Annotated in this window: 23 protein-coding genes and 1 pseudogene; 10 read left to right on the top strand and 14 right to left on the bottom strand. The window is 72.0% G+C overall.

The features are described from left to right. Positions 1–48 precede the first annotated feature (48 nt). Positions 49–899 (top strand): annotated as a pseudogene (locus ACWEF6_RS20960) (arylamine N-acetyltransferase family protein). Here ACWEF6_RS20960 and ACWEF6_RS20955 read toward each other — a convergent pair. After that, positions 857–1,573, bottom strand: coding sequence for an aspartate/glutamate racemase family protein (locus tag ACWEF6_RS20955; protein WP_449684480.1), 717 nt, complete (start codon positions 1,571–1,573; stop codon positions 857–859). The pseudogene ACWEF6_RS20960 and the gene ACWEF6_RS20955 overlap by 43 nt on opposite strands. 10 nt (positions 1,574–1,583) lie before the next feature. Here ACWEF6_RS20955 and ACWEF6_RS20950 point away from each other — a divergent pair, with 10 nt between their 5' ends. Then, entirely contained in the window at positions 1,584–2,498 is a 915-nt protein-coding gene (locus ACWEF6_RS20950; protein ID WP_449684479.1) for an MBL fold metallo-hydrolase, read from the top strand. On the opposite strand, the gene ACWEF6_RS20945 is transcribed toward ACWEF6_RS20950, so the two are convergent. From ACWEF6_RS20945 to clpS, 6 genes are all read right to left on the bottom strand, one after another. Next, the gene (locus tag ACWEF6_RS20945; protein ID WP_176175261.1) at positions 2,441–3,391 is read right to left on the bottom strand and encodes a PLP-dependent cysteine synthase family protein; all 951 of its coding nucleotides are present in this window, start codon (positions 3,389–3,391) and stop codon (positions 2,441–2,443) included. The two genes, ACWEF6_RS20950 and ACWEF6_RS20945, sit on opposite strands and share 58 nt — an antisense overlap. Before the next feature lie 3 nt (positions 3,392–3,394). Continuing rightward, positions 3,395–3,667, bottom strand: a complete 273-nt coding sequence (locus ACWEF6_RS20940; protein WP_004559268.1) for a MoaD/ThiS family protein — start codon at positions 3,665–3,667, stop codon at positions 3,395–3,397. A gap of 65 nt (positions 3,668–3,732) precedes the next feature. Continuing rightward, complete coding sequence (locus tag ACWEF6_RS20935; RefSeq protein WP_043776741.1) at positions 3,733–4,140, bottom strand: Mov34/MPN/PAD-1 family protein; 408 nt, start codon at positions 4,138–4,140, stop codon at positions 3,733–3,735. Positions 4,141–4,205: 65 nt separating this feature from the next. Then, entirely contained in the window at positions 4,206–5,186 is a 981-nt protein-coding gene (locus tag ACWEF6_RS20930; protein ID WP_449684478.1) for a P1 family peptidase, read from the bottom strand. Continuing rightward, positions 5,183–5,740, bottom strand: coding sequence for a DUF2017 domain-containing protein (locus tag ACWEF6_RS20925; RefSeq protein ID WP_043776746.1), 558 nt, complete (start codon positions 5,738–5,740; stop codon positions 5,183–5,185). The genes ACWEF6_RS20930 and ACWEF6_RS20925 overlap by 4 nt, the downstream gene beginning before the upstream one ends. Next, positions 5,737–6,036, bottom strand: coding sequence for an ATP-dependent Clp protease adapter ClpS (clpS, locus tag ACWEF6_RS20920; RefSeq protein ID WP_004560461.1), 300 nt, complete (start codon positions 6,034–6,036; stop codon positions 5,737–5,739). Before clpS ends, ACWEF6_RS20925 begins: the two co-directional genes overlap by 4 nt. 74 nt (positions 6,037–6,110) lie before the next feature. On the opposite strand from clpS, the gene ACWEF6_RS20915 reads away from it, so the two are divergent. From ACWEF6_RS20915 to ACWEF6_RS20905, 3 genes are read left to right on the top strand one after another with little or no spacing between them, the layout of a single operon-like run. Next, complete coding sequence (locus tag ACWEF6_RS20915; RefSeq protein ID WP_449684477.1) at positions 6,111–7,412, top strand: nicotinate phosphoribosyltransferase; 1,302 nt, start codon at positions 6,111–6,113, stop codon at positions 7,410–7,412. Between the two features lie 15 nt (positions 7,413–7,427). Beyond that, positions 7,428–8,006: an isochorismatase family protein gene (locus ACWEF6_RS20910; protein WP_449684476.1), complete on the top strand. Its 579-nt coding sequence runs from the start codon at positions 7,428–7,430 to the stop codon at positions 8,004–8,006. Then, entirely contained in the window at positions 8,003–8,647 is a 645-nt protein-coding gene (locus ACWEF6_RS20905) for a bifunctional 4-hydroxy-2-oxoglutarate aldolase/2-dehydro-3-deoxy-phosphogluconate aldolase (protein WP_449684475.1), read from the top strand. Before ACWEF6_RS20910 ends, ACWEF6_RS20905 begins: the two co-directional genes overlap by 4 nt. A gap of 95 nt (positions 8,648–8,742) precedes the next feature. On the opposite strand, the gene ACWEF6_RS20900 is transcribed toward ACWEF6_RS20905, so the two are convergent. Beyond that, on the bottom strand, positions 8,743–9,360 hold the full coding sequence (locus ACWEF6_RS20900) for a choice-of-anchor P family protein (RefSeq protein ID WP_449684496.1): 618 nt from the start codon (positions 9,358–9,360) through the stop codon (positions 8,743–8,745). Between the two features lie 210 nt (positions 9,361–9,570). On the opposite strand from ACWEF6_RS20900, the gene ACWEF6_RS20895 reads away from it, so the two are divergent. From ACWEF6_RS20895 to ACWEF6_RS20885, 3 genes are all read left to right on the top strand, one after another. After that, positions 9,571–10,158, top strand: a complete 588-nt coding sequence (locus ACWEF6_RS20895; protein WP_364588669.1) for a biotin transporter BioY — start codon at positions 9,571–9,573, stop codon at positions 10,156–10,158. Between the two features lie 102 nt (positions 10,159–10,260). Further along, the gene (locus tag ACWEF6_RS20890) at positions 10,261–12,309 is read left to right on the top strand and encodes an ATP-dependent DNA helicase (RefSeq protein ID WP_449684474.1); all 2,049 of its coding nucleotides are present in this window, start codon (positions 10,261–10,263) and stop codon (positions 12,307–12,309) included. Positions 12,310–12,367: 58 nt separating this feature from the next. Next, positions 12,368–12,709, top strand: a complete 342-nt coding sequence (locus ACWEF6_RS20885) for a hypothetical protein (RefSeq protein WP_013229471.1) — start codon at positions 12,368–12,370, stop codon at positions 12,707–12,709. On the opposite strand, the gene ACWEF6_RS20880 is transcribed toward ACWEF6_RS20885, so the two are convergent. The 4 genes from ACWEF6_RS20880 to ctaD form a co-directional block, all read right to left on the bottom strand. Beyond that, positions 12,706–13,110 carry an OsmC family protein gene (locus tag ACWEF6_RS20880; protein ID WP_449684473.1) on the bottom strand — a complete coding sequence of 135 codons (405 nt, stop codon included), beginning with the start codon at positions 13,108–13,110 and terminating at the stop codon, positions 12,706–12,708. The genes ACWEF6_RS20885 and ACWEF6_RS20880 overlap by 4 nt on opposite strands. Next, entirely contained in the window at positions 13,107–13,907 is an 801-nt protein-coding gene (locus tag ACWEF6_RS20875) for a peptidyl-tRNA hydrolase (RefSeq protein ID WP_449684472.1), read from the bottom strand. The genes ACWEF6_RS20880 and ACWEF6_RS20875 overlap by 4 nt, the downstream gene beginning before the upstream one ends. Continuing rightward, positions 13,904–15,133, bottom strand: a complete 1,230-nt coding sequence (gene serB, locus ACWEF6_RS20870) for a phosphoserine phosphatase SerB (RefSeq protein WP_449684471.1) — start codon at positions 15,131–15,133, stop codon at positions 13,904–13,906. The genes ACWEF6_RS20875 and serB overlap by 4 nt, the downstream gene beginning before the upstream one ends. 115 nt (positions 15,134–15,248) lie before the next feature. Further along, positions 15,249–17,036 carry an aa3-type cytochrome oxidase subunit I gene (ctaD, locus tag ACWEF6_RS20865; protein ID WP_449684470.1) on the bottom strand — a complete coding sequence of 596 codons (1,788 nt, stop codon included), beginning with the start codon at positions 17,034–17,036 and terminating at the stop codon, positions 15,249–15,251. Between the two features lie 134 nt (positions 17,037–17,170). Between ctaD and ACWEF6_RS20860 the strand changes: the two genes are divergently transcribed. Further along, entirely contained in the window at positions 17,171–17,983 is an 813-nt protein-coding gene (locus ACWEF6_RS20860; protein ID WP_449684469.1) for a phosphotransferase, read from the top strand. On the opposite strand, the gene ACWEF6_RS20855 is transcribed toward ACWEF6_RS20860, so the two are convergent. Next, positions 17,971–18,732, bottom strand: a complete 762-nt coding sequence (locus ACWEF6_RS20855) for an alpha/beta fold hydrolase (RefSeq protein ID WP_449684468.1) — start codon at positions 18,730–18,732, stop codon at positions 17,971–17,973. The two genes, ACWEF6_RS20860 and ACWEF6_RS20855, sit on opposite strands and share 13 nt — an antisense overlap. Here ACWEF6_RS20855 and ACWEF6_RS20850 point away from each other — a divergent pair. After that, positions 18,731–19,270 (top strand): GNAT family N-acetyltransferase, encoded by a 540-nt coding sequence (locus tag ACWEF6_RS20850; protein ID WP_449684467.1) that lies wholly within the window; start codon positions 18,731–18,733, stop codon positions 19,268–19,270. The two genes, ACWEF6_RS20855 and ACWEF6_RS20850, sit on opposite strands and share 2 nt — an antisense overlap. A 48-nt stretch (positions 19,271–19,318) precedes the next feature. Here the strand turns inward: ACWEF6_RS20850 and ACWEF6_RS20845 are convergent, their stop codons facing one another. Beyond that, on the bottom strand, positions 19,319–19,624 hold the full coding sequence (locus ACWEF6_RS20845) for a hypothetical protein (protein ID WP_449684466.1): 306 nt from the start codon (positions 19,622–19,624) through the stop codon (positions 19,319–19,321). Positions 19,625–19,649: the final 25 nt, after the last annotated feature.

Raw genomic sequence — 19,649 nt, 5'->3', positions numbered from 1 at the left:
ATCCCTGATCCCGCGGTTTTGTCGGTGGGCACCGCTAGCTTGTCGGGCATGGACGTCATCGGTTACCTCGCGCGGCTCGGCCTCGATCCCGAGCCGCCGAGCTCGGGTGCGCTGCGGCGGCTGCACGCGGCGCACGTCGAACGCGTGCCGTACGAGGCGCTGGAGGTGCAGCTCGGGCGGCCCACCCCGCTCGAGCCGTCGGCGTCGCTGGCGCGGATCCTGCGGGGCCGCGGCGGGTCTGCTACCACCTGAACGGGGCGTTCTCGGCGTTGCTCGCGGCGCTCGGCTACCAGGTCACCCGGCACCTGGGCGGGGTGCAGGGCAGCCCGGCGGACGAGCCGAACGTCGGCCGCAACCACCTGGCGCTGACCGTCACCGGGCTGCCCGATGCCCCGGGAGCGGCGTGGCTGGTGGACGCCGGGCTCGGGGACGGCCCGCACGAGCCGCTCCCCCTCCGGGAAGGCACCTACGTGCAGGGCCCGCACACCTACCGGCTGCGGCCGTCGGAGGTGGCGCCGGGCGGCTGGCGGTTCGACCACGACCCTTCGGGCAGCTTCACCGGCATGGACTTCGCGCCCGGCGTCGCGGAGATGGCGGACTTCGCGGAGAAGCACGCCTGGCTGTCGACCTCACCCGAGTCCGGGTTCGTGCGGGTGTGCGTGGTGCAGCGGCGGGACGAGGCGGGCGTCGACACGCTGCGCGCGCTCACCCTGAACCGCCACGGCGCCAAGGAGGTGGTCGAGTCACCGGGCGACTGGTGGGCGGCCGCGGGTGACGTGTTCGGCCTCCCGGCGGCGCTGTTCACGGCGGAGGAGCGCGAGCGGCTGTGGCGGCAGTGCGTCGCGCAGCACGAGGCTCACGTCGGCGGCCGGGGCAGTGAGGTGGTGCCGAGCGCGTAGTCCACCGCTGCTTCGGCGTGCAGGCGGGTCGTGGGGAACGTCGGCACCGGGCTGTCCTCCGGGCCGACGAGCAACTCGATCTCGGTGCAGCCGTAGATGACCCCCTCGGCGCCCGCGTCGGCCAGCCGGGCGATCACGCCGCGGTAGGCCTCCCGCGAGCTGTCTTCGACGACGCCGAGCACCAGCTCGTCGTAGATGATCCGGTGCACGAGGTCGCGGTCTTCGGCGGCCGGCACGAGCACGTCGAGGCCGTGCGCGGCGAGGCGCTCGCGGTAGAAGGGCTGTCCCATGGTGAAACCGGTCCCGAGCAGCCCGACGCGGCGGACGCCGGCCGCTTCGACCGCCGCGGCGGTGGCGTCGGCGAGGTGCAGCAGCGGGATGCCGAGGCCGTCCTCGAGCCGGTCGGCGACCTTGTGCATGGTGTTGGTGCAGAGCACGACGAAGTCGGCCCCGGCCGCTTCGAGGGCCTTGGCGGCCCGGTTGAGCTCGGCGCCGGCGTCGTCCCAGCGGCCGTCGGCCTGCATGCGCTCGATCGCGGCGAAGTCGACGGAGTAGAGCACGGTGTGCGCCGAGTGGAACCCGCCGAGGAGGGCCTTCACCCGTTCGTTGACGAGCCGGTAGTACTCGCTCGACGATTCCCAGCTCATCCCGCCGAGCAGTCCGATGACCTTCATGATGTCCAGCATGCCCCCACTGCGCACGGCGTTCGCCGGAGTGGCGAACGTCCTGGTCACCGACGGCAGCTCGGCCGTCCTGGTCGACGGCTTCTTCTCGCGGCCGTCCCTGCTGAAGATGGCGACGCGCGTGGCGCCGGACCGCGCCCGGATCGAGGCGGCCCTGCGGCGCCTCGGTGTCACGGCGCTGGATGCGGTCCTGGTCGCGCATTCCCACGTCGACCACGTGCTGGACGCCCCGGTCGTCGCCGAGCTGACCGGCGCCACGCTCGCCGGCTCGCCGTCGACCCGGAAGGTCCAGGAGGGGTACGGCCTGGCCGAGGAGCCGTTCGCGGAACTGGTGCCGGGCAGGCCCGTCGAGTTCGGTGCCTTCACCGTGACGCCGGTCGACGCCGCCCACAGCGCCGGCGACCGGGTGCCGGGCGAGATCACCGAGCCGGTCCGGCTGCCGGCCAGGGCGAAGGCGTTCAAGACCGGGCGGTGCTACTCGTTCCACATCGCGCACCCGGCGGGGAACGTGCTGGTCCACGCGTCGGCGAACTTCGTCCCGGGCGCGCTGGCCGGCTACCGGGCGGACATCGTCTACCTGGGCGCCGGAGCGGCCGGCAAGCAAACCGAAGAGTGGCGCGAGCGGTACTGGCGGGAGACCGTCGGCGCGCTCGGTGCCCGCGTCGTCCGCCCGATCCACTGGGACGCCTTCTGGCGCCCGCTTCCACTGGGACGCCTTCTGGCGCCCGCTGTCCAAGCCGCTCAAGCTGCTGCCCCAGCTCTTCGACGACTTCGGCGCGACGATGGCGACCTTCGAGCGGCTGGCCGAGGCCGACGGCGTCGACCTCGCCCTCCCCGAACTCTGGCAGCGGGAGTGACTCAGGCCCAGAGCTGCCCGTCGAGCCGTTCGGCGGCCTCGTCGAGCGACCCGGCGTAAGCCCCGGTGGACAGGTACTTCCACCCGGCGTCGGCAACGACGAACGCGACGTCCGCCTGCTCGCCCCGGGCCGCGGCCTTCTCGGCCACGGCCAGCGCCGCGTGCAGCACCGCGCCCGTCGAGATGCCCGCGAAGATGCCTTCGTGCTCCAGCAGCTCCCGGGTGCGCCGCAACGCGTCGTACGCCCCCACGGAGTAGCGCCCGTTGAGCACCGAAGCGTCGTACAGCTCCGGCACGAACCCCTCGTCGAGGTTGCGCAGGCCGTACACCAGTTCGCCGTAGCGGGGCTCGGCCGCGATGATCTGGACGTCCGGCTTCGCCTCGTGCAGGTAGCGGCCGACGCCGACTAGCGTGCCGGTCGTGCCGAGGCCACCGACGAAGTGCGTCAGCGTCGGCAGGTCCTTGAGCAGCTCCGGGCCGGTGCCGCGGTAGTGCGCGTCGGCGTTGGCCGGGTTGCCGTACTGATAGAGCATCACCCAGTCCGGGTTCGCCTCGGCCAGCTCCTTCGCCCGCCGGACAGCCTCGTTCGAGCCGCCCGCGGCCGGCGAGAAGACGATCCGGGCGCCGTAGGCCTGCAGCAGCTGCTTGCGCTCGGTGGAGGTGTTCTCCGGCATCACGCAGACCAGCCCGTAGCCCTTGAGCTTGGCGGCCATGGCCAGCGAGATGCCGGTGTTGCCCGACGTCGGCTCCAGGATCGTGGAGCCGCGCCGGAGCTTGCCTTCACGCTCGGCGGCTTCGATCATGGCCAGCGCGGGCCGGTCCTTGATCGAGCCGGTCGGGTTGCGGTCCTCCAGCTTCGCCCACAGGCGCACGTCGTGCGTCGGGGAGAGCCGGGGCAGCCCGACCAGCGGGGTGCCGCCGAGCGCGTCGAGCAGGGACTCGAAGCGAGCCATCGATCAGCCACCGGCCACGGCGGGGAGGATGGTCAGGGTGTCGCCGTCCTTGACCTCGGCCTCGAGCCCGCCGGCGAAGCGCACGTCCTCGTCGTTGACGTAGACGTTGATGAAGCGGTGCAGCTTCTCCTCCTTGACCAGGCGCGCCTTGATGCCGGCGTGCCGGGCCTCGACGTCGTCGATGACCTCGAGGACGGTCGCGCCCTTCGCCTCGACGGACTTCTCGCCGCCGGTGTGGGTGCGCAGGATCGTCGGGATGGAGACGGTCACGGCCATGGGTTCTTACCTCCGGTGGGTTCTTACACGCAGACGCCGGTGGCGCGGCGGTTTATTCCGAGGGCTCAGTCGACGATCTCGACCGGCTCCTCGGTGATCTCGGCGTCCACGATCCGGTACGACCGGAACTCGTGCACTTCGGGGTCGCGGGTGGAGACGAGCACGTAGTGCGCGTCCGGCTCGGCGGCGATGTTCGCGTCGGTCCGCGACGGGTAGGCCTCGGTCGCGGTGTGCGAGTGGTAGATGACCACCGGCACCTCGTCGTTCGCGGCCATCTCGCGGTAGAGCTTCAGCAGGTCACCGGAGTCGAACTCGTAGAACGTCGGCGACCGGGCCGCGTTCAGCATGGGGATGAACCGCTCGGGGGAATCCGAGCCTTCGGGCCCGGCGATCACCCCGCACGCCTCGTCGGGGTGGTCACGACGGGCGTGGGCGACGATCTCGTCGACGAGTTCACGGCGGATCCGGAGCACACCGCCATCTTAGGGGGTGGACAAGTCACGTCCAGATGATGAGATACAGCCCTCACCAGCGCGTTTCAGGCGAAGGCCTCCGGCCAGACGTCCCGGTAGGCCGGCACGCCACCCGCCGTGGTCGCCGCCAGAAGGCCGTGCACCATCGCCCGCGCGAACACCCGCGCCGCCGCCGAACACAGGGCGTCCAGCGCCGCCGGCCGGGCCGCCGCGCCGAACGGGCCGCTCGCGTCCGGCAGCTCGTGCGCCCCCGTGGCCAGCGCGAACACCGTGTCGCCGTCGAACATCGTGTGCGCCGGCCGCACCGCGCGCGCCAGCCCGTCCTGCGCCGCGACCGCGAGCCGCCGCGCTTCGGCCTTCGACAGCGCCGCGTCGACCGCGACCACGCCGATCGTCGTGTTGAGGTCCGTCCGCCGGGACGGCAGGTCGGCAGGACGCGAAGGCCACGTCACGCCGAAGTCGCCGTGGTCGGCCGCGTACGCCCGGCCGGTCGACAGGTCCACCGCCTCGCCGGCCGCGTTCACCGCCGCCAGCGCCCCGACCGTGAACTCGCCCACGACTTCGCTCGCCGACCCGATCCCGCCCTTCAGCGACCCGACGGCCGCCCCCGCGCCCGCGCCGACCGTCCCCTGCGCGAAAGAGGCCGAAGCGACGTCGCAGGCCGCATACCCGAAGGACGCGTCAGGCCGGTTGCCCCACTCGCTCCGCGGCAGGTCGAACAGCACGGCCGCGGGCACGATCGGCACCACCTCGTGCGGCTGCGCGCCCACCGGAAAGCCCAGGTTGCGCTCGGAAAGCCACCGCATCACGCCGTCGGCCGCGGCGAGGCCGTACGCCGAGCCGCCCGAGAGGCACACCGCGTTGACCCGCTGGACCAGGTTCTCCGGCTCCAGGAGGTTCGTCTCCCGCGTGCCCGGCGCGCCGCCGCGCTGGTCCACCGCGCCGACCGCGCCCTCGGGCACCAGCACCACCGTCGTCCCGGTGGCCCAGCCGTCGCCGACCCGCTCGTGGTGCCCGACCACGACACCCGGCACGTCGGTGATCATCCGGTCAACGCCTGGATCAGCGTCTCCTGCACCCAGGTCAGCCAGTGGTAGACGCCGAGGTGCGGCGCCCGCGGGTCGTCCTCGGGCAGCTCGTCCGGCATGTCCTCGGTGACGTCGAGCGCGGTGCCGAGCGCCAGCCGGACGTCGTTGAGCGCGCCCAGCCAGGCGTCGGCCTGCTCCTCGGTCAGCCGGACGTGGCCGCCGTCGCGGGGCAGCGTGTCGAGCACGATCTTGGCCACGCCGACCTTGATGTCGAGCAGCTCCGGCTCGTGCAGCGAGCGCATCGCCGCGACCGAGTCGATGTCCTCGCGGGACGGGTTGTCCGGGTCGAGCTTGTGGAAGTCCGGGAGCAGCCGCGAAAGCACCGGGTCGTCCGGGGACTCCGTCGGCCCGGTCCGGATGCCGGTGAGCTCGGCGAGCTCGTCCTGGGGCGCCTCCTCGGCGCGCGCGGTGAGCATGTCCTCGAGCTGGCTGACCAGCCCGCGCAACACGGCCGCCTCCTGCTGCTCGAACCCCGCGTGGATCACCGCGCCCTTGCGCCGCCAACCGTTCACGAGGGCTGCTCCATGGTGGCCCAGAGGCCCGCCGCGTGGAGTTTCGCCACGTCCGTCTCCACCTTCTCCTTGCTGCCGGACGAGACGATCGCCTTGCCCTTGTGGTGCACGTCCAGCATCAGCTTGGTGGCGTGGTCCCGGCTGTAGCCGAACAGCTTCTGGAAGACGTACGTCACGTACGACATCAGGTTGACCGGGTCGTTCCACACCACGGTCCGCCACGGTGTGTCCGACTCGGCGACCTCGGCACCGGCCGGTTCGACCTGCGTCTGTTCGGATGCGACAGGCGTGGACATGCACCCCATGGTGTCACGGAGGTCACCGGGTACGCCGCGCCAGGTCCGGCCATGTGGGTGAATAGGCTTACCCCATGGGTTCACCGGAGCCGGTCACGGCCAGCACTGCGCTGCTCACCGACCACTACGAGCTGACCATGCTGGGCAGCGCGCTCGCCGACGGGACCGCCCGGCGGCCCTGCGTGTTCGAGGTCTTCGCCAGGAGGCTGCCGGACGGGCGGCGCTACGGCGTCGTCGCGGGCACCGCCCGGGTGCTCGACGCGATCGCGGACTTCCGGTTCACCGACGCCGAACTGGCGCAGCTGGAGGCCACCGCGGTCGTCGACGACGCGACGCTCGCCTGGCTGGCCGACTACGAGTTCTCCGGCGACATCGACGGCTACCCCGAGGGCGAGCTGTACTTCCCGGGCTCACCGATCCTCACCGTCACCGGTTCGTTCGGCGAATGCGTGCTGCTGGAGACGCTGGTGCTGTCGATCCTCAACCACGACAGCGCCATCGCGTCGGCCGCGGCCCGGATGTCCGGCGCCGCGCACGGCCGTCCGATCATCGAGATGGGCGGCCGCCGCACGCACGAGTACGCCGCCGTCGCGGCCGCGCGCGCCGCCTACCTGGCCGGGTTCGCGACGACGTCGAACCTGGAAGCCGGGCGCCGCTACGGCATCCCGACCCGCGGCACCGTCGCGCACGCCTTCATGCTGCTGCACGACAGCGAGGAAGCCGCCTTCCGCGCCCAGGTGAGCAAGATGGGCGCGGACACGACGCTGCTGGTCGACACCTACGACATCACCGCGGGCATCGAGACGGCGGTCCGCGTCGCCGGGCCGGAGCTCGGCGCGATCCGGATCGACTCCGGCGACGTCGGCCCGCTCGCTCGCCGCGCCCGCGAGCAGCTGGACTCCCTGGGCGCCAAGGACACCCGGATCGTCGTGTCCGGCGACCTCGACGAGCACGCCATCGCGGCGCTGCGCGCGGAGCCGGTGGACGCGTACGGCGTCGGCACCTCGGTGGTCACCGGGTCCGGCGCGCCGACCGCCGGCATGGTCTACAAGCTGGTCGAGGTGGACGGCAGGCCGGTCGCCAAGCGCAGCGCGCACAAGGAGTCCCGCGGCGGCCGCAAGTCCGCGCTGCGGCGCCACCGCGGCACCGGCACGGCGGTCGAGGAAGTCGTCTGGGCGTCCGGTTCGAGCGCGCCCGAGCCCGAGGCGAACGACCGGCCGCTGCAGATCCCCCTGATCCGCGGTGGCCGCCCGGAGCCGGACCTGCCTACGCTCGACGACGCGAGGCAGCGGCTGCGCCGCGGCCTGGTCAGCTTGCCGTGGGAAGGCCTCAAGCTCTCGCACGGCGAGCCCGCCATCCCGACGCTGTTTCTCTGAGAGGGAGTTCGACCGATGGGTACCGCGCTGATCGTGGTGGACGTGCAGAACGACTTCTGCGAAGGGGGCTCACTCGGCCTGCCGGGCGGGGCCGCCGCGGCCGCCGCCATCTCGAAGCAAGCCGCCGAGGGCGGGTACAGCCACGTCGTGGCCACCCGCGACAACCACATCGATCCGGGCGACCACTTCAGCGAGACGCCGGACTTCAAGGACAGCTGGCCGGTGCACTGCGTCGCCGGCACCGCGGGCGCGTCGTTCCACGCCGCGCTCGACGTCGTCCCGATCGGCGAGGTGTTCTCCAAGGGCGAGTACAGCGCCGCGTACTCCGGCTTCGAAGGCTCGGCCCGCGACGGGAAGTCCCTGGAAGCCTGGCTGCGCGAGCACAACGTCACCGACGTCGACGTCGTCGGCATCGCGACGGACTTCTGCGTCCGCGCGACGGCCCTCGACGCGAAGAAGGCCGGCTTCGGCGTGCGCGTGCTGCTGGACCTGACCGTCGGCGGCTCGCAGCCCACGGTCGACGCGACGCTGAAGGACTTCGACGAGGCGGGCGTCACCTACACCGGCTCCGCCGCCGTCGGCCCGGCCGCGTGAAGGAGCTGCAGGCCGCGCTGGCGGAACACCGGCTCGTCGCGATCCTGCGTGCTTCGGACGCTTCCCGGTTCGCCGACGCGGCGATGGTGCTGCACGCGGCGGGCGTCCGCCTGCTCGAAGCGACGCTGACGACGCCGGGCGCGCCCGCGGCCATCACCGCGCTGCGCCTGGCGCTCGGCGAAGACGCGCTGATCGGCGCGGGCAGCGTCCGCGAGCCGTCCGATGTGGACGTCGCGGTCGACGCCGGTGCCGCGTACCTGATCACGCCGACGGTCAACCCCGCGGTCCTCGAGCGCGCCGCGGCCCTCGACACGCCGGTGATCTGCGGCGCGCTGACGCCGACGGAGATCGACCAGGCCTGGCGGCTCGGCGCGGCGGCGGTCAAGGTGTTCCCGGTCGCGGCCGTCGGCGGGGTCGCGTACCTGCGCGCGGTGCGGGCGCCGCTGCCGGACGTCCCGCTGGTGCCGACCGGCGGCGTCCACCTGGCCGACGTCGAGGGCTACCTGCGGGCGGGCGCGATCGCGGTCGCCGCGGCGACGCCGTTGCTGGGCGACGCGCTGACCCCCGGCGGCAGCCTGCCGGACCTGGCCACCCGCGCGGGCGAGTTCGTCGCCGCGGCTTCCCGCTTCACCACCGCCTGACCCGGCCCCAAGCGCCCCAATGTGGCGTTGGTTGCGTTGAACGCACCCAATGTGGCGTTCGGTGCGTCCAACGCACCGAACGCCACATTGGGGCGCTAGTTCTTGCCGAAGGGGTCGCAGGCGGCCGTGCCCAGGTAGAGGTCGCCGCTGGCCGGGCCACCCTGCGGGAAGAGCTTGATGTGCACCGCGTGCGTCACCAGGCTGCCGTCCGGCGGCTGGGGCGTCACGGTCTCGTTGAGCACGACCGTCGCCAGCGCGGTGCCGGCGGCCCCGCCCGGGATGACGATCCGGTAGTTCGGCGGGATCTCCTCCGGCACGGTGACGCCCTCGACGGCGCCGACCGCCACCTCGCCGAGGCTGCCGGTCGCGGTCGTCGCGCACTTCGCCGAGAACGTCCGGACGGTCAGCTCCGGGCCGCCGTAGCGCTTCAGCAGGGTCGCCTTGAAGCGGCGCCCGGCCGCCTGGGCGATCGCCACCTCGCCGGACCGCCCGCACCCGGTGTCCCCGGCCCCGAACACGGCGATGTCGCCCGTGGCCCCTCCCTGCGTCCAGCCCTTGTACGGGCCGTCGACGGTGCACTTGGCCAGTTCACCGGTGACGACGTGCTCGTTGTCGATCGTCACGTCCACCGAGCCGGACGACGCCCATCCGGTGGACGTCACGGGGGCCGCCGCGCCGAGGAGCGGAACGGCCAGCGTCGTCACCGCCAGCAACCGATATGTCCTCTTCCTGGCGTTCCGCATGCTCCGGCCTCCTCGGTCCCGTGACAGATCGCAGCTGTGCCCTTCGTCATCGGCCGGTCCGGCGCCCGCCCTGATCGGGTCCACCCGGACGAGTGGCCGGTGAGGAACGCAACTCGGCGGGTCCACGGGACGGTAACGAGCGTTAACCTCGGGCGTCGCCTGTTCACCTCGGGAGGTTTCGTGTCTTCGCTGTCCTTCGCCGGCAAGCGGCCCGTGCTGGCCGACCTCGTGCCCGGTTCGCTCGTGCGGGACATCGCGCTGGTCGCCGGCGGTGCCGTGCTCACCGGCGCCGCCGCGCAGCTGACGATTCCGGTGCCGGGCAGCCCGGTGCCGATGACCGGCCAGACGTTCGCCGCGCTGCTCGTCGGCGCGTCGCTCGGCATGTCGCGCGGCGCCGCTTCGATGCTGGTGTACCTGCTGGTCGGCGCCGTGGGCGTGCCCTGGTTCCAGCACGGCACCTCGGGCCTGTCCGGCGCGAGCGCCGGCTACATCGTCGGGTTCGTCTTCGCCGGTGCCCTGGTCGGCGCGCTCGCCGGCCGCGGCGGCGACCGGACGCCGGTGCGCACCGCGGGCACCATGGTGCTCGGCAACCTGGTCATCTACGCATTCGGCGTGCCGTGGCTGATGGCCTCGACCGGCTTCGACCTGTCGACGGCGTTCGCCAAGGGCGTCACGCCGTTCCTGATCGGGGACGCGATCAAGATCGTCGTGGCCGCCGGCCTGCTGCCGCTGACCTGGAAGCTGGTCTCCGGCCGCAACCAGGACTGACACTCGCCGCGGGGCCTCCCCCGACGGGAGGTCCCGCGACGCGAGTGGCCCGTTCGCGACGGAGCACCGATCTCTGTCGGTGGTGGCGGCTAATGTGTCGCTGTGCCCGCCCGAACCGATTTCCCCGGCGTCCTCGAACTCCTCACCCACGCGGTGGAGTCCGTCGGCGGTGCCGAACGTCCAGGGCAGGTCCAGATGGCCGATGCCGTCGGCCGCGCCATCCGCACCGGTGAGCACCTGGCCGTGCAGGCCGGCACCGGCACCGGCAAGTCACTGGCCTACCTCGTGCCCGCGATCCGCCACGCCGTCGAAAAGGAAGCGACGGTCGTGGTCTCCACGGCGACGATCGCTTTGCAGCGCCAGCTCGTCGACCGTGACCTGCCACGCCTGGCGAAGGCGCTGAAGAAGCCGCTCGGCCGCGAGCCGACCTTCGCCATCCTCAAGGGCCGCCGCAACTACATGTGCCTGCACCGGCTGGATTCCGGCGCGCCGGACGAGCCGGAGGACGCCCAGCTCTTCGACCCGTTCGCGGTGTCCCGGCTGGGCAAGGAGGTCACCCGGCTGCGGGAGTGGGCCTCGGACACCGAAACCGGCGACCGCGACGAGCTCGTCCCCGGCGTCTCCGACCAGGCGTGGCGCCAGGTTTCGGTGACGGCGAAGGAATGTCTCGGCGCTTCGCGCTGCCCGATCGGCACGGACTGCTTCGCCGAGCGCGCCCGCGCCGAGGCCGGCCGCGCCGACGTCATCGTCACCAACCACGCCCTGCTGGCGATCGACGCGCTGCAGGGCTACCAGGTCCTGCCGGACCACGACGTGGTGATCATCGACGAGGCCCACGACCTGGTCGACCGGGTCACCTCGGTCGCCACCGGCGAGCTGACCAGCGCGATGTGCGCGTCGGCCGCGCGCCGCTGCGGCAAGCTCATCGACGCCGACGTCGCGGATCGCCTGCTGGAAGCGGGTGACGGGCTGGCGCTGATCGTCGACGACCTGCCCGCGGGCCGGATGGATGAGCTCCCGCGGCCGTTGAAGGGCGCGATCCCGGCGGTCCGCGACGCCGCGCACGCGTGCATCACGGCGCTGGGCAGCGATCGCAAGGAGGACGTCGAGGGGGCCACCGCGCGCAAGCTGGCGCGGTCGCTGCTCGACGAGGTGCACGACACCGCGGTCCGGCTGCTGGAGGCGTTCGACGAGGACCAGGCGCACCAGCGCGACGTCGTCTGGCTCTCCGGCGACAAGTATTCGTCGAACCCGCGGCCACCGGCGCTGAAGGTGGCGCCGCTCGGTGTCGCCGGCCTGCTGCGCGAGCGCGTGTTCAACCAGCACACGACGATCCTCACGTCGGCGACGCTGACCCTGGGCGGCACGTTCGACACGATGGCGCGGCAGTGGGGTCTCCCGCCGGGCGCGGCCCGCGTGGAGCAGGCCCCGGGCGCGGCGACGGAGAAGGAAGCGCCGTCGGACGAGTCGGGCCCGAAGTGGACCGGCCTGGACGTCGGCTCGCCGTTCGACCACCGGCGTAACGGCATCCTGTACCTGGCCAAGCACCTGCCGCCACCGGGCCGGGACGGCCTGACATCGTCCACAATGGACGAGCTGGCCGAGCTGATCGAGGCGGCGGGCGGGCGCACGCTCGGGCTGTTCTCGTCGATGCGCGCGGCCAAGCAGGCCACCGAGGAGATGCGCGAGCGGCTGGACTTCCCGATCCTGTGCCAGGGCGACGACGCGACCTCCCTGCTGGTCCAGAAGTTCTCCGAGGACGTCCGCACGTGCCTGTTCGGCACGCTCTCGCTGTGGCAGGGGGTGGACGTGCCCGGGCCGTCGCTGCAGCTGGTGGTGGTCGACCGGATCCCGTTCCCGCGCCCGGACGACCCGGTGTCCTCGGCCCGCCAGCGCGCGGTGGAAGCCCGCGGCGGCAACGGGTTCCTGACCGTGGCGGCCACGCACGCCGCTTTGCTGCTGGCGCAGGGCACCGGGCGGCTGCACCGGGCGGTCAGCGACCGCGGGGTGGTGGCGGTCCTGGATTCGCGGCTGGCGAACGCCCGGTACGGCGGCTTCCTGCGGGCGTCGCTGCCGCCGTTCTGGCCCACGATGGATCCGAAAGTGGTGCGGGAGGCGCTGCGCCGGCTGGACGCAGCCGCGCCCGCGTGACGCGGTCCACAGCCGCGCCCGGTACGGTGAAGCCACCGAAGCAACAAGGGAGCACCGGTTGACCCAGGATTCGTCCAGCGCCCAGTCCCGGACCGTCAGCGTCGACGACACCGGCGTGCGGCGGCGGCTCGCGGACGGCAGCGAAGAAGCTGTCACGTGGGCCGGCCTGTCGTCGGTGATGGTGCGGGTCATCCCCGACGGCCCGTGGAACGAGGACGTCTTCTTCATGCTGGTGGGCACCGACGGCAAGGGCACCGCAGTCCCGAGCGGCGACCCGGCGGCCGACGCGCTCATCGAGCGCCTGCAGGCCCTTCCGGGCTTCGACAACGAGAAGTTCATCGAGGCCATGACGACCGACGCCGACCAGGCCTACGTCGTCTGGGAATCCGGCCAGAACTAGACCTGCGGGAAGGTCTCCGTCACCGGGATCCCCTTCTTGAGCGTCCGGCTCACCGTGCAGAGCCGGTCGATCGCGCGGTCCACGGCACCGGCCAGCGCGTCCCGCTGATCCGCCGTCAGAGTCGACACGTCGACATCGAACGCGACGTGCACGGCGTCCAGCTCCGAAGCGCCTTCACGCCGATCGGCCGAGACACCGACCCGGAACTTCGCGTCCTCGCCGATCCGCCGCGTGATCAGCTCTTCGGCCGTCACCGCGCTGCAGCCCGCCGCCGCGATCTGCAGCAGTTCGGCGGGCGAGAACGCCCCTTCGGCGCCCTTGCGGCCGATCCGGACCTCGGCACCCCGCTCGTTCCGCCCGACGAACGCGTGCTCGCCGGTGCGTTCCACTTCCAGTGTCATGCCCGCTCCAACCGGCTCAGGGAGCCCCTTGTTCCCGGCGCCCACTGGGCGAGAACCGTGATCGTGCCGGGGTCGACCTCGGTGAACCCGGCGTCCCGCACGGCGATCACCCGATCGCGCCGCCAGGCGCCCTCCGGGTCGTCGCCCGGGTGCAGTTCCTTCCACTGCGCCGGACTCGCCGTGCGCACGGCGACCCGGAACCCCTGGGCGGCCCAGGCGGCTCGGTCCGCGTCGCCCAGCAGCGCGGCGAGGATCATCGTCGCGTGACCGACCTGGGCTGCGCCCTTGCCGACGGTCATCGGCACGTGCGGGTTGAGCAGCAGCAGCGGGACACCCTCCAGGAGCGGGCCGGGCTCGTCCGCCGGCAGTTCGCTGCCGGAGATCTGCAGCCGCGCGACCTCCTTGGGGGTTTCGGTGACCAGACCCGGCACGAGCGCCCGCGCCTCGGCGCCGTCGACCTCGACGGTGATCCCCGGCAGATCCTGGACCGCCGCCCAGTGCGCGCCCCTCGCCCGCCGCGCGACCTTCCGGATCCGGTTGTCGAGCCACGCGTGCATCGGCTCGGCCCACTCGCCGCCGGGCTGCGCGCGCTCGTCGAGGCACACGGCCAGCGCCGCCGCGGCCGCCGCTTCCAGCAGCGGCGTGCGGCCCGGCGGCTCGGCCCGTTCGATGCGCAGGATGACCGGCATCGCGCGGACTTCCTCCGGGAGCTCGTCGGAGGTGTCCGAAGTGTCTTCGGCCGGAAGCCCCAGCCAAAAGGCGTAGCGGGCGCCCAGGGGGTCGAGAACGCTGCTCACGGACGCATCAGCTCGAGCCCGTCGGCGGCGTCGGCCGCTTCGACCTCGCCGCGCGTGAGGCCGAGCATGAACAACACGGCGTCGAGGTACGGGTGTGACAGCGCGGCGTCGGCCACCTCGCGCAGCGCGGGCTTCGCGTTGAACGCGACCCCCATGCCCGCGGCCGACAGCATGTCGATGTCGTTGGCGCCGTCCCCGACGGCGACGCACTGCTCGAGCGGGATGTCGTACTCCGCGGCGAAGCGGCGAAGCACCTTCGCCTTGCCTGCGCGGTCGACGACGTCGCCGACGACCTTCCCGGTGAGCTTGCCGTCCACGATCTCGAGCTCGTTCGCCACCGCGAAGTCGAGCCCGAGCTCGTCGACCAGGCCCTCGATGACCTGCATGAAGCCGCCCGAGACGACGCCGGCGCGGAAGCCCATCCGCTTGAGCGTCCGGATCGTGGTGCGGGCGCCCGGCGTGAGCTCGATCGACGCGGCGACCTGGTCGATCGTCGTCGACGGCAGGCCGGCCAGCAGCGCGACCCGCCGTTCCAGCGACTCGGTGAAGTTCAGTTCGCCGCGCATGGCCGCTTCGGTGATCTCGCGGATCTCCGGCTCGACCCCGGCGTGCGCGCCCAGCATCTCGATGACCTCGCCCTGGATCAGGGTCGAGTCGACGTCGAACACGACGAGCCGCTTCGCCCGGCGCATGATGCCCGCCCGCTCCACGGCGATGTCGACCCCCGCCTGGACGGCGGCGTCGGCGAGCTCGGAGCGCAGCGCGGCGTCCGCCTCGGCGGTGTCTTCGTCGACCGAGACGTACAGCTCGAGCCCGGTCACCGGGTAGTCGGCGACGCTGCGGATCGCGTCGATGTTGGCCCCCAGCGACGCCAGCCGGCGGGCGACCTCGGAGAAGCCCCGCGCGGTCACCGGGCGGCCCAGCACCACCAGCACGTGGGTCGAATCGCGGCGCCCGAGCGCGAACGGGTCCTCGCCGATCGCCGTGCCGATCTTGACGTCGACCTGCATGCCGACGGACGCCATCGCCTGCTCGACCGTCTCCTGCAACCCCTCCGGGTCGCGGTAGACCCCGGCGAGCACCCCGAGCACGAGCTGCCCGCGGATGACCACCTGCTCGACGTCGAGCACATCGACGTCGTGCCGGGTCAGCACGGCGAACAGCACGGACGAGACACCCGGCTTGTCGGGGCCGGTCGTCGTGATCAGGACGGGGGTCTGGGTCACTGGTCATCCCTCGTTCGGCAACGCTGCCCGGCCAGTCTGCCGGTCCGGAGCCGGACATAAGTACAGCGCGTGCCCGGCTTCACAAAAGCCGGGCACGCGCTCACTCGTTCAGGTTCTATTTGTCGCCTTGCTCGCTCGCGTTGTCCTTGGAGTGGTCTCCCGGGATCACCGCTTCGGTGAGCAGCTGCGACGGCGCCGCGTGGCTGTTGACCTTCTGCTTCCCGAAGAAGCCGATCTCGCCTTCGGAGTGGATGCGCTCGATCATGTGCGGGTAGTGCAGCTCGAACGCCGGCCGCTCGGAGCGGATCCGGGGCAGCTCGGTGAAGTTGTGCCGCGGCGGCGGGCAGGAGGTCGCCCACTCGAGCGAGTTGCCGTAGCCCCACGGGTCGTCCACCGTGACGATCTCGCCGTACCGGTAGCTCTTGAAGACGTTCCAGATGAACGGCAGCGTCGAGGCACCGAGGATGTACGCGCCGATCGTCGAGATCGTGTTCAGCGTGGTGAAGCCGTCACTGGTCAGGTAGTCCGCGTACCGGCGGGGCATGCCCTCCGCGCCCAGCCAGTGCTGGACGAGGAACGTGCCGTGGAAGCCGATGAACGTGGTCCAGAAGTGCCACTTGCCGAGCTTCTCGTCCATCATCCGGCCGGTGATCTTCGGGAACCAGAAGTAGATGCCGGCGAAGGTGGCGAACACGATCGTGCCGTAGAGCACGTAGTGGAAGTGCGCGACGACGAAGTAGCTGTCCGACACGTGGAAGTCGATCGCCGGCGCGGCCAGCAGGATGCCGGTCAGGCCGCCGAAGAGGAACGTGACGATGAAGCCCATCGAGAAGATCATCGGCGTCTCGAAGGACAGCTGGCCCTTCCACATCGTGCCGATCCAGTTGAAGAACTTGATGCCGGTCGGGACGGCGATCAGGAACGTCATGAAGGAGAAGAACGGCAGCAGCACGGCGCCGGTGGCGTACATGTGGTGCGCCCACACCGCGACCGACAGCGCCGCGATGGCCAGCGTCGCCCAGACCAGGCTCTTGTAGCCGAACAGCGGCTTGCGGCTGAACACCGGGAAGATCTCCGACACGATGCCGAAGAACGGCAGCGCGACGATGTACACCTCGGGATGGCCGAAGAACCAGAACAGGTGCTGCCAGAGGATCACGCCGCCGTTTTCGGGGTCGAACACGTGCGCCCCGAGGTGCCGGTCCGCCAGCAGGCCCATCAGGGCCGCGGTCAGGATCGGGAAGGCGAGCAGGACCAGGATGCTGGTGACCAGGATGTTCCAGGTGAAGATCGGCATCCGGTACATCGTCATGCCCGGCGCGCGCAGGCAGACCACGGTGGTGATCATGTTGACCGCGCCGAGGATGGTGCCCAGACCACCGATCACCAGGCCGGAGATCCAGAGGTCGGCGCCGACGCCCGGCGAGTGGATGGCGTCCGACAGCGGGGTGTAGGCGAACCAGCCGAAGTCGGCGGCGCCACCCGGGGTCAGGAAGCCGGACATCACGATCAGGCCGCCGAAGAGGTACAGCCAGTACGAGAACGCGTTCAGCCGCGGGAAGGCGACGTCCGGCGAGCCGATCTGCAGCGGCAGGACGAAGTTCGCGAAGCCGAAGAGGATCGGGGTCGCGTACAGCAGCAGCATCACCGTGCCGTGCATGGTGAAGAGCTGGTTGTACTGCTCCTGCGACAGGAACTGCTGCCCGGGCCGCGCCAGCTCGGTGCGGATCAGCATGGCCATCGCGCCGCCCGCCATGAAGAAGGCGAACGACGTGACCAGGTACATGATCCCGATCTGCTTGTGGTCCGTCGTGCGGAACAACCGCAGCAGGTACGAACCCTTGACCGACTCGCGCGCGGGGTACGGGCGCGTCGCGATCGGCTTGGGGGCTACGGCCGTCACTCCTGCCTCCAACACTGAAACCTTGTGGTGGTCATCGTCGCGCCACCGGGTCGAACGAGGCCCGATCCGGCGGCTTAGGGGGATCGTAGCCCTCGCTACCGACAGTCGCGCGCACCGGCTGGCAAGATCGGGGCGTGGCCGACGACTACACCCGCGCGGCGGTGCGCGCGGCCCGCGCCGTGACGGCCCGGCTGGGCCTGTCCGCCCACGATCCCGAAGTGCTCCACGAACGCTCGAACGTGCTGGTGAGACTGGGTCCGCTGGTCGCCAGGGTGCCCGCCACCATCCGCCTGGCGCGGACCGGGCCGGCCTGGCAGGAGCGGGACGTGGCGGTGTCGCGGTTCCTCACCGAACGTGGTGTGCGCGTCGTCTCACCCAGCACGGATCCCCCGGCCGGACCCCATTTCGCCGACGGGCTGCCGGTCACTCTCTGGCACCACACCCCGCACGACCCGGACCACCGGTACGCACCGGAAGTCGTCGCCCGGTCGCTCGCCGAGGTGCACGCGGCGCTGCGGGAGTACCCGGGCGAACTACCCCGGCGTGGCCCGCTGGACGACCTCGGCCGCGTCTTCGACCGCCACGACCTGGACCCCCGGTTGCGCGGGGAAGCGGCCCGCCTCGCGGCGGCGTTGCCGGAGGTCGCCGTGCAGCCGCTGCACGGCGACGCCCACCCCGGGAACCTGATCGCCACGCCCGCGGGTCCTTGCTGGCTGGACTTCGAGGACACCTGGCGCGGGCCGCTCGCCTGGGACCTCGGCATCCTCGCCCGGCAGGGCGGCCCGGAATTCCTGGCCGCCTACCCGGGCTCCGTGGACGAAGAGGCGCTTCGCGTGTGTACGCGGCTACGCGAGCTGTACTCGGTCGTGTGGCGATTCGTCATCGCCATCCGATTTCCGCACCGGCTGCCCGAGGCCCGCTCGGCGCTCGACGCCTACTTCTCGTGAGTCGCGGGGTACCAGGAGAGGATCGCCTCGACCACGCCCGCGGGGTCTTCGAGCGGCGTCAGGTGCCCGGCGTCCGGCAGCACGACGAGCGTCGCGCCGTCCATGACCTCGACCATCTCGCTCGCCGCCGCGACCGGGGTGATCGGGTCCTCTTCGCCGACGATCACCAGCGCCGGGACGTCCGAGTCCCGCAGCAGGTCCAGTGAACCGGGCCGGGTCCGCAGCGCCAGCGCGGTCCAGGAGATCCCGGACGGCGGCTGCGATTCGATGATCCCCCGGACCGTCTCGACGAGTTCGGGACGCTGTTCCCGCGTCGATCCGGCCAGGAGGTTGGGCAGGTTCGCCTCGGCGAGCCACGTCTCGGTGCCTTCGCGGTCGACGCGGGCGGCGACGTCCAGCCGCGTCTGCGCGGCCTCGGGGGTGTCGGGCGTGGCCTTGGTGTCGATGAGCACGAGCCCGCCGACCCGCTCCGGCGCGAGCCGCAGCACGGCCATGGCGAGGTAGCCGCCCATCGAGCAGCCCCCGAGCACGACGCGGTCGAGGTCCAGCCGGTCGAGCAGGGCGACGACGTCCCGCGCGGCGTCCTCGAGGCTCGGCTCGCGATCGGTCTCAGGCAGCGGCGAGCGGCCGAGCCCGCGCTGGTCCGGGGTGATCACCCGAAGGTGTGAAGCGAGGGGCGCGCGCACCGCGTTCCACATGCGGGAATCCAAGGGGAAGGCGTGGAGGAGGACCAGCGGCAGTTCGGTCATGGGCGCCATTTTGTCGGACCCCCTCGCTAGCTTCGCCGATGTGTTCACCGACATCGAAACCGACCGGCTCCGGCTGCGTCCGCTCCACGAGGCGGACAGGCAGGCGATGGTCGACATCCACACGGACCCGCGCACCAACCGCTTCCACCCCGACCCGCCCGACGTGCCACGAGCGTCGGCGATGTTCTCGGAGTGGCTGGCGCACTGGTCGGAGCACGGCTTCGGCTACCCGGCAGTCCTCGAGCGCGGCGGAACGGAGGTCCTCGGAATGTGCGGGGTGCGGTTGCGCGAGTTCCACGGCGAGAAGGTCCTCAACCTCGGCTACCGCTTCCGCCCGTCGGCGTGGGGCAAGGGGTACGCGGTGGAGGCGGGCCAGGCGGTCTTGGCGTGGTGCGCCCGCGAGCTGCCGTCCGTGCCGGTGCTGGCGAGCGTGAGCATCGCGAACAAGCCCTCGCTCAGGGTGGCCGAGCGCCTGGGCTTCGCGGAGTACACGGAGGAGATGTACGAGGGCGCGATGTCGAGGCACTACCGGCGCTGACCCGCCGGTCGTTGTTTGACAACTCCAGAGTGAACCCGGCCGGCCACCTCACCGCCGGCGGGACGGCCGCCGCCGGGCCCGAGCTTCCCAGCAGGCCCGGTGCCAGTGCCGCCGGTCGGCGACCGACCCGGTCTCGTCGGCGGGCCAGACGACGAGGTGCGGCGTTCCCGGCCGGATCTCGTGGTCGCACCCGGGGCAGCGGTAGACCTTCGTGGCCTGGCTCCCGGGCACGGTCCGCACGAGCCAGTCCCCGTCCACCCCGGACTCGGCCCGCGCCCACCCGGTGGCGGCCCCGAGGTCACGCTCGGGCGGCCCGCCCTCCGAACGGCGGCCGGGACGGTTGCGTCGTGGCACGCCCAAACGGTAACCGCCACCCACC

Source organism: Amycolatopsis sp. NPDC004772, from assembly GCF_053601215.1.
This window is presented reverse-complemented; position numbering and strand designations above follow the sequence as displayed.

Excerpts from the sequence above, each read along its gene's own strand:
- ACWEF6_RS20955 (WP_449684480.1), bottom strand. The coding sequence starts at position 1,573 with ATGAAGGTCATCGGACTGCTCGGCGGGATGAGCTGGGAATCGTCGAGC.
- ACWEF6_RS20950 (WP_449684479.1), top strand. The coding sequence starts at position 1,584 with ATGCCCCCACTGCGCACGGCGTTCGCCGGAGTGGCGAACGTCCTGGTC.
- ACWEF6_RS20945 (WP_176175261.1), bottom strand. The coding sequence starts at position 3,391 with ATGGCTCGCTTCGAGTCCCTGCTCGACGCGCTCGGCGGCACCCCGCTG.
- ACWEF6_RS20940 (WP_004559268.1), bottom strand. The coding sequence starts at position 3,667 with ATGGCCGTGACCGTCTCCATCCCGACGATCCTGCGCACCCACACCGGC.
- ACWEF6_RS20930 (WP_449684478.1), bottom strand. The coding sequence starts at position 5,186 with ATGATCACCGACGTGCCGGGTGTCGTGGTCGGGCACCACGAGCGGGTC.
- clpS (WP_004560461.1), bottom strand. The coding sequence starts at position 6,036 with ATGTCCACGCCTGTCGCATCCGAACAGACGCAGGTCGAACCGGCCGGT.
- ACWEF6_RS20915 (WP_449684477.1), top strand. The coding sequence starts at position 6,111 with ATGGGTTCACCGGAGCCGGTCACGGCCAGCACTGCGCTGCTCACCGAC.
- ACWEF6_RS20910 (WP_449684476.1), top strand. The coding sequence starts at position 7,428 with ATGGGTACCGCGCTGATCGTGGTGGACGTGCAGAACGACTTCTGCGAA.
- ACWEF6_RS20880 (WP_449684473.1), bottom strand. The coding sequence starts at position 13,110 with ATGACACTGGAAGTGGAACGCACCGGCGAGCACGCGTTCGTCGGGCGG.
- ACWEF6_RS20850 (WP_449684467.1), top strand. The coding sequence starts at position 18,731 with ATGGGCGCCATTTTGTCGGACCCCCTCGCTAGCTTCGCCGATGTGTTC.
- ACWEF6_RS20855 (WP_449684468.1), bottom strand. The coding sequence starts at position 18,732 with ATGACCGAACTGCCGCTGGTCCTCCTCCACGCCTTCCCCTTGGATTCC.